The organism is Leifsonia sp. 21MFCrub1.1 (assembly GCF_900107895.1).
GTDB classification, from domain to species: Bacteria; Actinomycetota; Actinomycetes; order Actinomycetales; family Microbacteriaceae; genus Leifsonia; species Leifsonia soli.
Genome location: NZ_LT629867.1, coordinates 1,590,974 through 1,603,478 on the forward strand (window position 1 = coordinate 1,590,974; position 12,505 = coordinate 1,603,478).

The 12,505-nt window shown below is 72.5% G+C and carries 12 protein-coding genes; 5 read left to right on the plus strand and 7 right to left on the minus strand.

Features of this window, described 5'->3' with window-relative positions; genetic code table 11:
* The first annotated feature begins 349 nt into the window (after window positions 1-349).
* From BLW09_RS07505 to BLW09_RS07515, 3 genes are read left to right on the plus strand one after another with little or no spacing between them, the layout of a single operon-like run.
* Window positions 350-1,402, plus strand: coding sequence for a LolA family protein (locus tag BLW09_RS07505; protein WP_089910573.1), 1,053 nt, complete (start codon window positions 350-352; stop codon window positions 1,400-1,402).
* Complete coding sequence (locus tag BLW09_RS07510) at window positions 1,399-2,334, plus strand: ABC transporter ATP-binding protein (RefSeq protein WP_089910575.1); 936 nt, start codon at window positions 1,399-1,401, stop codon at window positions 2,332-2,334. The genes BLW09_RS07505 and BLW09_RS07510 overlap by 4 nt, the downstream gene beginning before the upstream one ends.
* Entirely contained in the window at window positions 2,321-3,238 is a 918-nt protein-coding gene (locus tag BLW09_RS07515; protein WP_089910578.1) for an ABC transporter permease, read from the plus strand. The genes BLW09_RS07510 and BLW09_RS07515 overlap by 14 nt, the downstream gene beginning before the upstream one ends.
* Before the next feature lie 12 nt (window positions 3,239-3,250).
* Here BLW09_RS07515 and BLW09_RS07520 read toward each other — a convergent pair whose 3' ends face one another.
* The 4 genes from BLW09_RS07520 to BLW09_RS07535 form a co-directional block, all read right to left on the minus strand.
* Window positions 3,251-4,138, minus strand: a complete 888-nt coding sequence (locus BLW09_RS07520; RefSeq protein WP_089916698.1) for an EamA family transporter — start codon at window positions 4,136-4,138, stop codon at window positions 3,251-3,253.
* Between the two features lie 58 nt (window positions 4,139-4,196).
* Entirely contained in the window at window positions 4,197-4,766 is a 570-nt protein-coding gene (locus BLW09_RS07525) for a GNAT family N-acetyltransferase (RefSeq protein ID WP_089910580.1), read from the minus strand.
* Between the two features lie 72 nt (window positions 4,767-4,838).
* Entirely contained in the window at window positions 4,839-5,288 is a 450-nt protein-coding gene (locus BLW09_RS07530; RefSeq protein ID WP_089910582.1) for a hypothetical protein, read from the minus strand.
* Window positions 5,289-5,313: 25 nt separating this feature from the next.
* Window positions 5,314-6,198, minus strand: a complete 885-nt coding sequence (locus BLW09_RS07535; protein WP_231947122.1) for a L,D-transpeptidase family protein — start codon at window positions 6,196-6,198, stop codon at window positions 5,314-5,316.
* Window positions 6,199-6,337: 139 nt separating this feature from the next.
* Here BLW09_RS07535 and BLW09_RS07540 point away from each other — a divergent pair, with 139 nt between their 5' ends.
* Window positions 6,338-8,770 carry a phosphoketolase family protein gene (locus tag BLW09_RS07540; protein WP_089910584.1) on the plus strand — a complete coding sequence of 811 codons (2,433 nt, stop codon included), beginning with the start codon at window positions 6,338-6,340 and terminating at the stop codon, window positions 8,768-8,770.
* A gap of 100 nt (window positions 8,771-8,870) precedes the next feature.
* On the opposite strand, the gene BLW09_RS07545 is transcribed toward BLW09_RS07540, so the two are convergent.
* Complete coding sequence (locus BLW09_RS07545; RefSeq protein WP_089910587.1) at window positions 8,871-9,659, minus strand: SGNH/GDSL hydrolase family protein; 789 nt, start codon at window positions 9,657-9,659, stop codon at window positions 8,871-8,873.
* A gap of 109 nt (window positions 9,660-9,768) precedes the next feature.
* Here BLW09_RS07545 and BLW09_RS07550 point away from each other — a divergent pair, with 109 nt between their 5' ends.
* Entirely contained in the window at window positions 9,769-10,236 is a 468-nt protein-coding gene (locus BLW09_RS07550; protein WP_089910590.1) for a VOC family protein, read from the plus strand.
* 128 nt (window positions 10,237-10,364) lie between these two features.
* Here the strand turns inward: BLW09_RS07550 and BLW09_RS07555 are convergent, their stop codons facing one another.
* Entirely contained in the window at window positions 10,365-11,303 is a 939-nt protein-coding gene (locus BLW09_RS07555; RefSeq protein WP_089910593.1) for a hypothetical protein, read from the minus strand.
* 154 nt (window positions 11,304-11,457) lie between these two features.
* Window positions 11,458-12,489 (minus strand): LLM class flavin-dependent oxidoreductase, encoded by a 1,032-nt coding sequence (locus BLW09_RS07560; protein ID WP_089910597.1) that lies wholly within the window; start codon window positions 12,487-12,489, stop codon window positions 11,458-11,460.
* Window positions 12,490-12,505 lie beyond the last annotated feature (16 nt).

The following is a 12,505-nucleotide window of genomic DNA, read 5'->3' on the forward strand; positions in this document are numbered from 1 at the left end:
CACCGCGTCCGCCGGCGCGTCGGCACCGTTTCTCCTCCCATTCCGACGGCGGCAGCGGCCGGTCCGGAGCGGCGGCCGCGGCGGTTCCCTGACGGAGGGGACGGACCGAAACGGAGGCGGTCGGGATCGCCGCACCGGCGACGGACGGGAGACGGAGGGGATGGCGGCGGCAGTCGCGCGCGGCTCCTCCGTTCGGTCGCCGAGGGGTGGCGCGGGGCCCGTCCCCGCTGGCATCGTCCTGCGGGATGACGCCGGGTACGACCGGGGGATGAACTCCGGCTTTCCCATGCAATCCGCAGGGTCGGATGGGGTGGCTCGCGCGTACCCTCGGACTATGGAACACCGTTGGATGCGCTGGGCGCCCGCCGTCGTCGCCCCCGTGGCGATCGCCGCCGCCGTCATCGTCTCGCCCCTCGCCGCGGGAGCGTCCGACCTTCCCGTGAAGTCACCGGCCGATGTGCTGCGACTGGTCGCCGCGAGCGACACCCGCTCGTTCTCCGGCACGGTCGAGCAGAGCTCCGATCTCGGGCTTCCCGACCTCCCCGCGACCACCTCCAAGGGCATGGACGACGGCGACGCCGCGAACCTGCTCGAGCTGGCCCTCTCCGACCACACCGCCAAGGTGTGGGTCGACGGCCCGACGCACGTGCGCGTCCAGGTGCTCGACAAGCTGGCCGAGCGGGATGCGATCCGCAACGGCACGGACCTGTGGCTGTACCAGTCGAACGGCGAGAAGGTCGCGCACGCCACCATCCCCGACTCCGGCCGAAAGGCGACGCCGACGCCCGACGCCACCGCGCTGACCCCGTCGCAGCTGGCGCAGCGCTTCCTCGCCGCGGTCGATCCGTCCACGAAGGTGTCCCTCGGCGACGCCACCACGGTGGCCGGGCGCGACGCCTACGACCTCGTGCTCACGCCGCGCACCGACGCGACCCTGATCGGTTCCGTCTCCATCGCCGTCGACGGCAGGACCGGCATCCCGCTGAAGGTGGCCGTCACCGCCCGCGGTGCCAGCGCGCCCGCGTTCGAGGCCGGGTTCACCGCGTTCAGCGACCAGAAGCCGGATGCCGGCGTCTTCGCATTCACGCCGCCGAAGGGCGCGAGCGTGTCCGAGCAGAAGCTGCCGACCGGCGCGCAGGCGAAGGACGCCGCGGGTGCGCACCACAAGCCGGCGGTCTCCGGCGAGGGCTGGGCGACCGTCGTCTCCCTGCCCGCGGGATCCGCTCCGGCCGGGGTGGCCGACGATCCGCTGTTCGCGCAGCTGACGCAGCCCGTCGACGGCGGCCGGGCGCTGAGCTCCTCGCTGGTGTCGGTGCTGATCACCGCGGACGGCCGCGTCCTGGCCGGGTCCGTGCCGGTCTCGGCCTTGCAGACCGCGGCCGCGCAGGCGACGGGGCAGTGACCGACGCGGCGATCGCGACCAGCGGGCTCACCAAGCGCTTCCGGTCGCGGGCGGTCGTCGACGGCCTCGACCTCGACGTGCCGCGCGGCTCGGTGTTCGGGTTCCTCGGCCCGAACGGGTCGGGGAAGACCACGACGATCCGGATGCTGCTGGGTCTCGTGTCCCCGTCCGCCGGCTCGATCCGGGTGCTAGGGGAGCCCATGCCCGACCGCGGCGCGCGCGTGCTGCCGCGCGTCGGCGCCCTGGTCGAGGGGCCGGCGTTCGCTCCGTACCTGTCGGGTGCTGCGAACCTGATGCGGCGCGACACCGCCGACCGGTACGCGCCGGGCGCGACACGGCGGGCGCGGGTCGAGGCGGCTCTCGAGCGCGTCGGTCTCTCGCACGCGGCCGGCAAGCACGTCCGCGCCTATTCGCTCGGGATGAAGCAGCGGCTCGGCATCGCCGGCGCCCTGCTCACCGACCGCGATCTCCTGGTGCTCGACGAACCGACGAACGGGCTGGACCCGCAGGGCACCCGCGAAGTCCGCGCCCTGGTGCGGTCGCTCGCCGACGAGGGGACGACCGTGTTCGTCTCCAGCCACCTGCTGGCCGAGATCGAGCAGGTCTGCACCCACGCGGCGATCATGCGCACCGGCCGGCTGGTGGCGCAGGGGTCGCTCGACGAGCTCCGCAGCGCTTCCGGCCCACGGGTCGCCATCGAGACCCCGGACACCGCCCTGGCATCCGGGGTGCTCGCGCGGTTCGGCCTGGAGCCGGTCGCGACCGGGGACGGCGTGGAGGCCTCGCTCGGCGCGCCGGCGCCTGCGGCGGAGGACCTGTCGGCGGCGCTCGTCGGCGACGGCGTCCGGCTGCGCGGATTCGCCGTGCGCTCGTCCAGCCTGGAGGAGCGTTTCGTGGAGCTCACCGGGGAGGGCTTCGATGTCGAGCAGTGAGCTGTCGGACGCCGCTCAGGTCCCGATCGACCGTGCCGGGCCGCCCACGGTGGCCCGCGCGGCCGGGGGCATCGCGGCGCGGAGGGAGCGCGCGAGCGGAGGCTGGGCGCTGCTCGGGTCGGAGATCTCGGTCATGTTCCGGCGCTGGCGCACCTGGGCGATGCTGGGGGCTCTCGCGGCCATCCCGCTGCTGATCGCGATCGCGGTGCGGGTCACCGGCGGCAGTTCGCGCGGTCCCGCGTTCCTCAGCGAGATCACGTCGAACGGGCTGTTCGTCGCGTTCACCGCCCTCGTCGTGTGCGTTCCGCTGTTCCTGCCGCTGACGATCGGGGTGGTGGCGGGCGACACGATCGCCGGTGAGGCGAGCCACGGCACCCTCCGTTACCTCGTGATCGCGCCGGCCGGGCGCCTCCGGCTGCTGGCGGTCAAGTATGCGGGCTGTGCCGTGTTCTGCATCGCGGCCGCCCTGGTCGTGGGGTTGGCGGGAACCCTGATCGGGATGCTGCTCTTCCCGATCGGGCCGGTCACGCTGCTGTCCGGCGTCCAGGTGAGCATGGGCGATGCGTACCTGCGGCTCCTGCTGATCGCCCTCTACATCGTGGTGTCGCTGCTCGGGCTGTGCGCGATCGGGCTGTTCCTCTCGACGCTGACGGACGTGCCGGTGGGCGCCATGGCCGCGACCGCGGTGCTCGCCGTCGTCTCGCAGGTGCTCGACCAGCTGCCGCAGCTGGACGGGCTCCACCCGTGGCTGTTCAGCCACTACTGGCTCGGGTTCGGCGACTTCCTGCGCGACCCGATCTCGTGGGACTCGTTCGGCGACAACGCGCTGCTGCAGCTCGGCTACATCGTCGTCTTCGGTGCGCTGGCCGTCGGCCGCTTCACCACGAAGGACATCCTGAGCTGACCCGCCGGATGGTCAGGGAACGGACTCGGCGGTCTTCTCCAGCTCGGACCGGGGATGGTCGCGCTGCGTGGCGATGGTGATCCCCGCTGCGAGGCAGACCACGACGATGCCGATCAGTTGGATGAGCGTGAAGCGCTCGCCCAGGACGATCACGCCGAACACGGTCGCGACCACCGGTCCGAAGCTCGTGATGACGGCGTACAGCCGTGGCGTGATGCGACGCAGGATGAACGTGTCGAGGCTGTAGGGGACGGCCGACGACAGGACGCCGAGGGCGAGCAGCAGGAGCAGCACCCGCGCATCCACCCGGCTGTAGTCGATGACGGCGAGGGCGAGCGGCACGGTCAGGACGGTCGAGACGACGCTCGCCACGCTCAGGCCCTCGAGCCCCGGGAGGCGCATCGCGACCTGACGGGTGAGCAGGATGTAGGCGGCCCAGGCGGCGGCAGCGGTGAGGGCGAGGGCGACGCCGAGCGGGTCGACCGTCCCCTCGGTGGCCGTCAGGAGCAGGACGCCCGCCGCCGCGGCCACCGCGCATCCTGCATCGAGCAGACGCCGCGAACCGGCCAGGGCGAGGGCGAACGGCCCGAGGAACTCGATGGTGGCGGCGATGCCGAGCCCGAGCCGCCCGACGGCTTCGTAGAAGCTCAGGTTCATGGCGGCGAGCACGACGCCGAGCGCGAGGGCCGGCCACAGCCGCCGCCAGGTCAGCTCCGCACGGCGCGGCCGGTAGAACGGCAGGACCGCCACGGCCGTCACGACCTGTCGCGCGGCGACGACGACGATGGATCCGACGATCGGGATGAGGAGACCGGCGAGCGCCGACCCGTAGTTGATGCTCACTTCCGTCGCCACCTGGGTGCCCGCGCCGACGAGGCGGTCGCGACGGGTGGAGCTCACCCGGTCGAGCTTACCGGCCGGCGGCACCGTCGAACGCGCCGCCGGACAGCGGAGGGGTTCAGACCGTGCGCCGCATGATGGCGCGCGTCGCGCTCGGGCGGCGCACCACCTCGAACCCGCCGTCGCGGAACAGCGCGACGGTGCCGTGATAGCGCTCCGCCGTGGACAGCGAGGGCCGGACCTCCGGGTCGACCGGATACCCCTCGACGACCTCGGCGCCCTGCGTGCGGGCATGCGCGACCGCGCCGTCCAGCAGCGCACGGGCGACGCCCTGCCGGCGGAACTCGGACCGGACCACGAAGCACGTCACCGCCCACGGGTCGGCGGGGTCGTCGTCGCGCCTGCGGGTGATGGGGGAGCGGGCGAGTGTCGGGTAGGCCGAGTACGGCTCCACCGCGGCCCAGCCGACGGGCTGTCCGTCGATCCAGGCGATGACTCCCGGTGAACCGGACCGCACCTGCTCGTGCAGCAGCTCGCGGCGCTCGTCCACCGAGATCCGGTCGTTCTGCGCCCGGGGCACCTTGAACCACTGGCACCAGCATCCCGACGGGTCGCCCGGGGTGCTGAACACGGTCTCCAGGTCGCCCCAGACGGCATCGTCGACCGGCCGGACCACAGTGTCGCTCATACCTCGACGCTAGCGCGCCGTCGTGGAACGGGCTAGGGCCCCGGCGCCTCGCCGCGCGGCGAGGAGGTGCGCTCACCCCACCCCGCGGAGCACGCACACCGTCTTGGGCGCGGGCGTGAGCGCTGCGGTCGCCGTCCAGTCCTTCTTCTCCTTCGCACCGACGGAGACGGTCGTGTCCGCCGTTCCGAGCACGGTTCCCGTGTCGGTGGTGAAGAAGACCGTGATCGTGTAGTCGACGGCCGTGTCCGTGGGATTGGAGGCCGTTCCGCCCGCGCGCCATCCTCCGTCCGCCTTCTCGCAGGAGGCGAGCGCCACGTTCTTCCGGAGCTCCGGGGTGTTGGGGACATCGGTCGGCACGTCCGTCGCCTGCTGCACGCCGGTGGGGAGGCCGGCGACGCTGGTCGCGGTCGGCCGCGCGGTCGTCGGACCGGGCGCCGGCGTCCCGGTGCAGGCGGTTATGAGCAGGGAGACGGCGATCGCGACGGCCGCGAGCGCGGCGATGCGGATTCGGGGGTGGCTCATGGTCGGTTCCTTTCCGGCGGCGGATTCACGGGACGATGGTCACGGGGGTGCCGAGCGGCAGCTCGTCCACCGCACCGATGGCGTCGGCGTCGACGCGGATGCAGCCGTGCGAGACAGCCCCCGTGCTGACGCCGGCGTAGTGGATCCCGATCAGTCCGCCGTCGCCACCGGTGTACGGCTCGTCGGCGGCGGTGGCGTGGAGGGACGTGAGCTGGATCGGGTGGACGGTCTCGCCCTGGCGCGGGTCGAGGTAGCGCTGCTGGAGGTATCCGGTCGTGTTCGTCGGCGTCGGCGTGCCCGGGGTGCCGACGCCGACGGGAAAGGTCTGTCGCGCCGTGCCGTCCTGCAGGATGGTGAGCGACTGCCGGCCCACCGAGATCAGGACGCGGTCGGCGAGCTGCTTCGGGCCGTGCACGTCCGCCGTCCGGACCCAGGCGGCGCTCTGCGCCGGCGCCGTTCCTCCGGACTGCGACGGAAGGGTCACCCGCGCCGGCGTGAGGATCAGCGTCCAGTCGCCCTCCGGAGCGGCGCCGACGACCGTGGTCGCTGCACCGAGGAAGTCGGCCGCCAGCAGCCGGGCGACCGGCGTGCGACGGTCGCGCCCGTACAGGGCGATGTCCGTCTCGATGCTGTAGCGCGTGGTGATCGTGTCCGCCGTCCCGTCGTACGCGAACAGCCGGGGGATCACCGCATCGAAGGTGGCGGCGGGCAGGGTTGCGAGAGTCGCCGGGCCGACGGGGGATGCGTCGCCACCGGGCCCGGCGAGCGGCGAGCTCCGCTGCGACATCGCGCCGGATCCGATGGCGGGGAGGCGTGGCGGCCCGAATGCCACGCTCCCCGCCACGGCGACAGCGGCGGCGAGGAGGACGAGCAGTCCGAGAGCCGCTGCGCGCTGCGCTGTGCTGCTCATGGCTCCTCCGCCCTCTTCCCGTCACCGCCCGGGGACCCTGTCAGACCCGCCGTGCTGCCGACTGTGTCAGGCGCCGCGGCGGTCCGAAAGGCAGCTGTCGGACCTGTCGCACCCCCGGGGTCCCCCGTAGGATCGCGATATGACGACGGCCGCGGAGCGCACCCTGGATGAACACACCCTCGACCGCATCGACGCCTGGTGGCGCGCGGCGAACTACCTGTCCGTGGGGCAGATCTACCTGCTCGACAACCCGTTGCTGCGGCGGCCGCTCTCGCGCGACGACATCAAGCCGCGGCTGCTCGGCCACTGGGGGACGACTCCGGGGCTCAACTTCATCTACGCGCACCTGAACCGCGTCATCCGCGAGCGCGACCTGAACACCCTCTTCGTCGCCGGCCCCGGCCACGGCGGGCCGGGCGTCGTCGCCGGCGCCTACCTCGACGGGACGTACAGCGAGCTGTACAGCGCGATCGACCGGAGCGAGGACGGCCTGCGCCGCCTGTTCCGCCAGTTCTCCTTCCCCGGCGGCATCCCGAGCCATGCGGCTCCCCAGACGCCCGGCTCGATTCACGAGGGCGGCGAGCTCGGCTACGCCCTCTCGCACGCGTACGGCGCCGCGTTCGACAACCCGGACCTTCTGGTGGCGGCTGTCGTCGGCGACGGCGAGGCCGAGACCGGACCGCTCGCGACCGCCTGGCACTCCAACAAGTTCCTGAACCCGGAGCAGGACGGCGTCGTCCTGCCGATCCTGCACCTCAACGGATACAAGATCGCCAACCCGACCGTGCTCGCGCGCATCCCCGAGTCCGAGCTGCTCGATCTGATGCGCGGCTACGGCTACACGCCCTACATCGTCTCCGGCGGGTTCGACGGCGAGGACCCCCGCGCGGTGCATGAGCGGATGGCGGCGACGCTGGACGAGATCCTCGACCGGATCGCGGAGATCAAGGCGGCAGCGGCGGCCGGAGAGCTGGACGGCCGTCCCGCGTGGCCGATGCTCATCCTCCGCACCCCGAAGGGATGGACCTGCCCTGCCGAGATCGACGGGCACCCCGCCGAGAACAACTGGCGCTCGCACCAGGTCCCGCTCGCGAACGCCCGCGACACCGAGGCGCACACGCGGCTGCTGGAGAGCTGGCTCGCGTCGTACCGCCCGGAGGAGCTGTTCGACGAGCAGGGACGCCCGATCGAGCTGATCACCGGCCTCGCCCCCGAGGGCGAACGGCGGATGAGCGCCAACCCCGTGTCGAACGGCGGCCTGCTGCGGCGCGACCTGCGGCTGCCCGACTTCCGCGACTACGCCGTCGACGTGCCCGCGCCCGGCGAGACCGTCGCGGAGGCGACCCGCGTCCTGGGCGAGTGGCTGCGGGATGTGATGATCGCCAACCCGCACGACTTCCGGCTGTTCGGGCCGGACGAGATCGCATCCAACCGGCTCCAGGCCGTGTTCGAGACGACCAGCAAGCAGTGGAACGCCGGCTACCTGCCGATCGACGACGACAACCACCTCGCGCCGACAGGCCGCGCGATGGAGGTGCTCAGCGAGCACCAGTGCCAGGGCTGGCTGGAGGGTTACCTGCTGACCGGCCGCCACGGCGTGTTCACGTCGTACGAGGCGTTCATCCACATCGTCGACTCGATGTTCAACCAGCACGCCAAGTGGCTGAAGTCGGCCGGCGAGGTCTCCTGGCGTCGACCGGTCGCCTCCCTCAACTACCTGCTCAGCTCGCATGTCTGGCGGCAGGACCACAACGGCGCGTCGCACCAGGACCCGGGCTTCATCGATCACGTGGTCAACAAGAAGGCCGACGTTGTGCGCGTCTACCTGCCGTTCGACGCCAACACGCTGCTGTCGACCTACGACCACTGCCTCCGGTCGGTCGACTACGTGAACGTGGTCGTCGCCGGCAAGCAGCCCGCTCCGAACTGGCTGACCATGGAGGAGGCCATCGCGCACTGCACGCGCGGCATCGGCATCTTCCCGTGGGCCGGGACCGAGGTGGAGGGGGAGGAGCCGGATGTGGTGCTCGGCTGCGCGGGCGACATCCCGACGCTCGAGACGCTCGCCGCGGCCGACATCCTGCGCCGCCGGCTGCCGGACCTGAAGGTGCGCGTGGTGAACGTCGTCGACCTGATGCGGCTGCAGAGCGAGGGGGAGCATCCGCACGGGCTGAACGACCGCGAGTACGACGCGCTGTTCACCGCGGACAAGCCCGTCATCTTCGCGTACCACGGCTACCCGTGGCTCATCCACCGGCTCACCTACCGCCGCAACGGGCACGCGAACCTGCACGTGCGCGGCTACAAGGAGGAGGGCACGACGACGACGCCGTTCGACATGGTGATGCTCAACGACCTCGACCGCTACCACCTGGTGATCGACGTGATCGACCGCGTACCCGGACTGGCCGCCCGCGAGGCCGAGCTGCGTCAGGAAATGCAGGACGCCCGCCTGCGGGCGCGTCAGTACACGCGCGAGCACGGGGAGGACATCCCCGAGGTCGCGGAGTGGACCTGGGCCGGCGGCGACCGCACCACCCGGTTCGACACGACCGGCGGCGACAACGACTGACCCGGGTCCCCCGTGCACTAGGTGGACACGACACGCCGTCCGCGCCAGTCGCCGGACGGCGTGTCGTGTCCACTCGACGTGGCCGTAGGCGGCGCGGAGGTCAGAGCGGGCGGAGGGTCTCCGGGTCGACCACGGTCAGCTCGGCGATTTTCGCGGCGCGGCCGTCTCCGGAGGAGCGCCCGGTGAGCCGGCGGCCGATCCACGGCAGCACGTGACGGCGGTAGTAGTCGGCCGTGCGGCGGGTGCGCTCGCCCGGCGGCGCGGCGGCGACCTCCTCGACGCCCCACTCGCCCGGCACCGGGATGCCGAACGCCGTCAGCACGTTGCTCGCCACCCGCGCGTGGCCGAGCGGGCCCAGGTGCAGGCGGTCCTCCGACCAGTACCGGATGTCCTCCAGGCCTTCATCGGCCCAGTTGTCGACGAAGGTGATGCCCTCGCGGGGGAGCATCGCCCGGACGGCCGCCGCGAGCTCCTCGCCGCGGCGACGGATGAGACCGCCGAGGGGCAGGTGCGCGCTCGGGTTCGCGCCGCTCAGCAGCAGCATGTGGCTGCCGGACGCCACGACGCGGTCCGCCGCATCCATCAGTGTCTGCGCGACGGCGTCGATCGAGACGCGGGGTCGCATGATGTCGTTGCCGCCGCCGTTGAGGCTGACGAGGTCGGGATGCTGCGCGATCGCCGGATCGACCTGCTCGGCGACGATCGGCCCCAGCTTGCGGCCGCGCACCGCGAGGTTCGCATACCGGAACGGCCCGTCGGCGGCAGCGGCCATCCCGAGAGCGACGAAGTCCGCCCAGCCCCGGACGCGGCCGTCCGGCAGCTCGTCGCCGACGCCCTCCGTGAAGCTGTCTCCGATGGCGATGTAGCTGGCGAATGCGGTGCTGGACACGGGTGCAACGCTACTCCGCGCGGCTACCATGGGCCGCATCGACCGCGTCCGACGGAGGGCGCGGCCCGCGGACGATGCGGCCCGCGCACGAGGCGATGGAGGGGGACCCATGCAGAAGGTCAGTTCGTTCCTGTGGTTCGAGAAGGGGGTGGAGGAGGCGGCCCGGCTGTACACGTCATTGATCCCCGGCTCCGAGATACTGGAGGTCCAGCGCTTCGGGGAGGGCATGCCGGACGGCCTCGTTGTGCTGCGCTTCACCCTCGCCGGCGTCGAGTACCAGGCCATGAACACCGGGCCCGCCGGAGGCTTCACCGAGGCGTTCTCGCTCTCGGTGCTGTGCGACGACCAGGCCGAGGTCGACCGATTGTGGGAGGCGCTCACCGCGGACGGCGGCGAGGAGAGCATGTGCGGCTGGCTGAAGGACCCCTGGGGCGTCAGCTGGCAGATCGTGCCGAAGCGGCTGCTCGAACTGCAGTCCGACCCGGACCCGGCGCGCGCGGCCCGGGCGAACCAGGCGATGCTCGGGATGCGGAAGCTCGACATCGCCGCGCTGGAGGCCGCCGCCGACGGCCGCTGACGCACGCTCGCATCCCGTGAGGTGCTCGCACCTGCCCTCTTGCACGGCGTGTCCGCCGCACCTATGAGCACCTCGCTCGCGGTGTGGGCGGGGTGTGGGCGGGGTGAGGGCGAGGGGTGAGGGTCAGGTCAGGGGGCGAGCAGGGTCTGCCAGCTGAGGAGGTGCTCGACCGTGACGCCGCCGTAGCCGCGCAGGCCGCCGAGGGCCGTTCGCACCTTCGCCGTCTCGGCCTCGAGCAGGGCCGCGCTGTCGTCCCCGAAGGTCGCGGCTGGTCCGCCGGCGACCTCGGGGGTGTCCGTCTCGACGCCGATGCTGAACGGGATGCGCTTGGCGGCTGCCGCGGTCGCCGCGGGCTTCGCGAGCGCCACGATCCCGTCGGTCCCCGCCGCGTGGTCGCTGAACGCCACGATCGCGACCGACTTCAGGTGGGGGAGCAGCGCGTCGAACGCCGTACCGCCTCCCGGCTGCGGCTTCGCCGCGAGCCACCAGGGCAGGTCGGCGCCGATCGGAACGGACCCCGCGGCCGTGCGGGCCGCGTCGTACATGGCCTGGAGCTGGGCGACCACGGCGGGGAGTTCGTCGTCGGACGAGACCACCCACGGTTCGACATCGAACTGCACCGCGTCGAAGGGAGCCGCGCGCAGGGCCGCGGAGGTCCACGTCGCCGCGAGGGACGGGTCGCCCGCCCACGCGGGGTCGCCGCCGAGGGCCGCCACCTTGGTCACGCCGGCGGCGTGCAGGGCGTCGACGGCATCCGTCAGCCACACGCCGAAGGGGCCCTCGTCCGCCGCCCACGGCACGGACAGGAAGACGGTGCGCAGGTGGTGTGCCGCAGCGAACTCGGCGAGCGCCTGCGGCTCGAACTGCGGCAGCCCCTCGCCGCGCGCATCCTCCGCCGGGTCGATCGGGTTGCCCCACGCCCACATCCCGCTGATCGCCGAGGTCGGCGACGTCGCGTCGACGCGCTGCGTCACCGCGGTCGCCGGGGCTGCGGCGACGAGGGAGCCGCCCACCACGAGTGCGAGCGCGGCAGAGGTGATCGCTGAGCGGAGAGTCGGAGCTCGCATGGCACACCCTTAGATCGCGGAACGGAACGGTCACCGCAGATTCGGGTGTGCGGTACGACCATCATCGCAGTATCCCGGAATACGTCTATGCCGCATTCGGGGTACACGATCCGCGTGGTGTGTCGCGTTGCGCGTGCCGGCGCCGTGACGCCTCTCAGTCGCGCCAGCCCAGCGCAGGAGCGATCTGGGTGACGATCGTCTCCAGCAGGTGGGCGTTGTATTCGACGCCCAGCTGGTTGGGGACCGTCACCAGCAGCGTGTCCGCGTCCGCGACCGCGGCATCCTCGCGCAGCTCCTCCACGATCCGCTCCGGCTCGCCCACGTAGCTCTTGCCGAAGCGCGCCAGCCCGCCGTCGAGGTGGCCGACCTGGTCGTGCCGCTCCGCGAGGGCGGAGGCTCCGAAGTAGCGGCGGTCGAGGTCGGTCGTGATCGGCAGGATGCTGCGGCTGACCGACACCCGGGGCTCGCGCTCCCAGCCGGCCGCCGCCCAGGCGTCGCGGTACTGCTGCAGCTGCTCCGCCTGGAGGTCGGAGAACGGAACGCCCGTGTCCTCCGTCAGCAGCGTCGAGCTCATCAGGTTCATGCCCTGCTCCGCCGCCCACACGGCCGTCGCGCGGGTGCCCGCGCCCCACCAGATCCGGTCGGCGAGGCCGGGGGACTGCGGCTCGATCGCCAGCGCGCCGCGCTGCCCGCCGGTCATCGCCGGGTTCGCCTCCGCGACGCCCGCCCCGGCGATCGCCGCGCGGAACAGCTCGGTGTGCCGCCGGGCCATGTCCGCATCCGTCTCGCCGTCTGCGGGCACGTAGCCGAACGACTCGGAGCCGCGCAGCGCCGTCTCGGGTGAGCCGCGGCTGACGCCGAGCTGCAGCCTGCCGTCGGAGATCAGGTCGGCCGCCGCCGCATCCTCCGCCATGTAGAGCGGGTTCTCGTAGCGCATGTCGATGACGGCCGTGCCGATCTCGATGCGCGAGGTGCGCGCGCCGATGGCGGCGAGCAGCGGGAACGGCGACGCGAGCTGCGGCGCGAAGTGGTGCACGCGGAAGAACGCGCCGTCGGCTCCGAGCTCCTCCGCGGCGACGGCGAGGTCGATCGCCTGGTGGAGGGCGTCCGCGGCGGTGCGCGACACGGAGCCGGGGATGGGCTGGTAGTGCCCGAAGCTGAGGAACCCGATGCGTTTCACATCCACTCCAATCGGTCCTGGT

Bases quoted from the DNA above. Each gene is read 5' to 3' on its own strand.
- BLW09_RS07535 (WP_231947122.1), bottom strand. From the start codon at position 6,198: ATGAGCAGCACAGCGCAGCGCGCAGCGGCTCTCGGACTGCTCGTCCTC.
- BLW09_RS07525 (WP_089910580.1), bottom strand. From the start codon at position 4,766: ATGAGCGACACTGTGGTCCGGCCGGTCGACGATGCCGTCTGGGGCGAC.
- BLW09_RS07555 (WP_089910593.1), bottom strand. From the start codon at position 11,303: ATGCGAGCTCCGACTCTCCGCTCAGCGATCACCTCTGCCGCGCTCGCA.
- BLW09_RS07530 (WP_089910582.1), bottom strand. From the start codon at position 5,288: ATGAGCCACCCCCGAATCCGCATCGCCGCGCTCGCGGCCGTCGCGATC.
- BLW09_RS07550 (WP_089910590.1), top strand. From the start codon at position 9,769: ATGCAGAAGGTCAGTTCGTTCCTGTGGTTCGAGAAGGGGGTGGAGGAG.
- BLW09_RS07540 (WP_089910584.1), top strand. From the start codon at position 6,338: ATGACGACGGCCGCGGAGCGCACCCTGGATGAACACACCCTCGACCGC.
- BLW09_RS07515 (WP_089910578.1), top strand. From the start codon at position 2,321: ATGTCGAGCAGTGAGCTGTCGGACGCCGCTCAGGTCCCGATCGACCGT.
- BLW09_RS07505 (WP_089910573.1), top strand. From the start codon at position 350: ATGCGCTGGGCGCCCGCCGTCGTCGCCCCCGTGGCGATCGCCGCCGCC.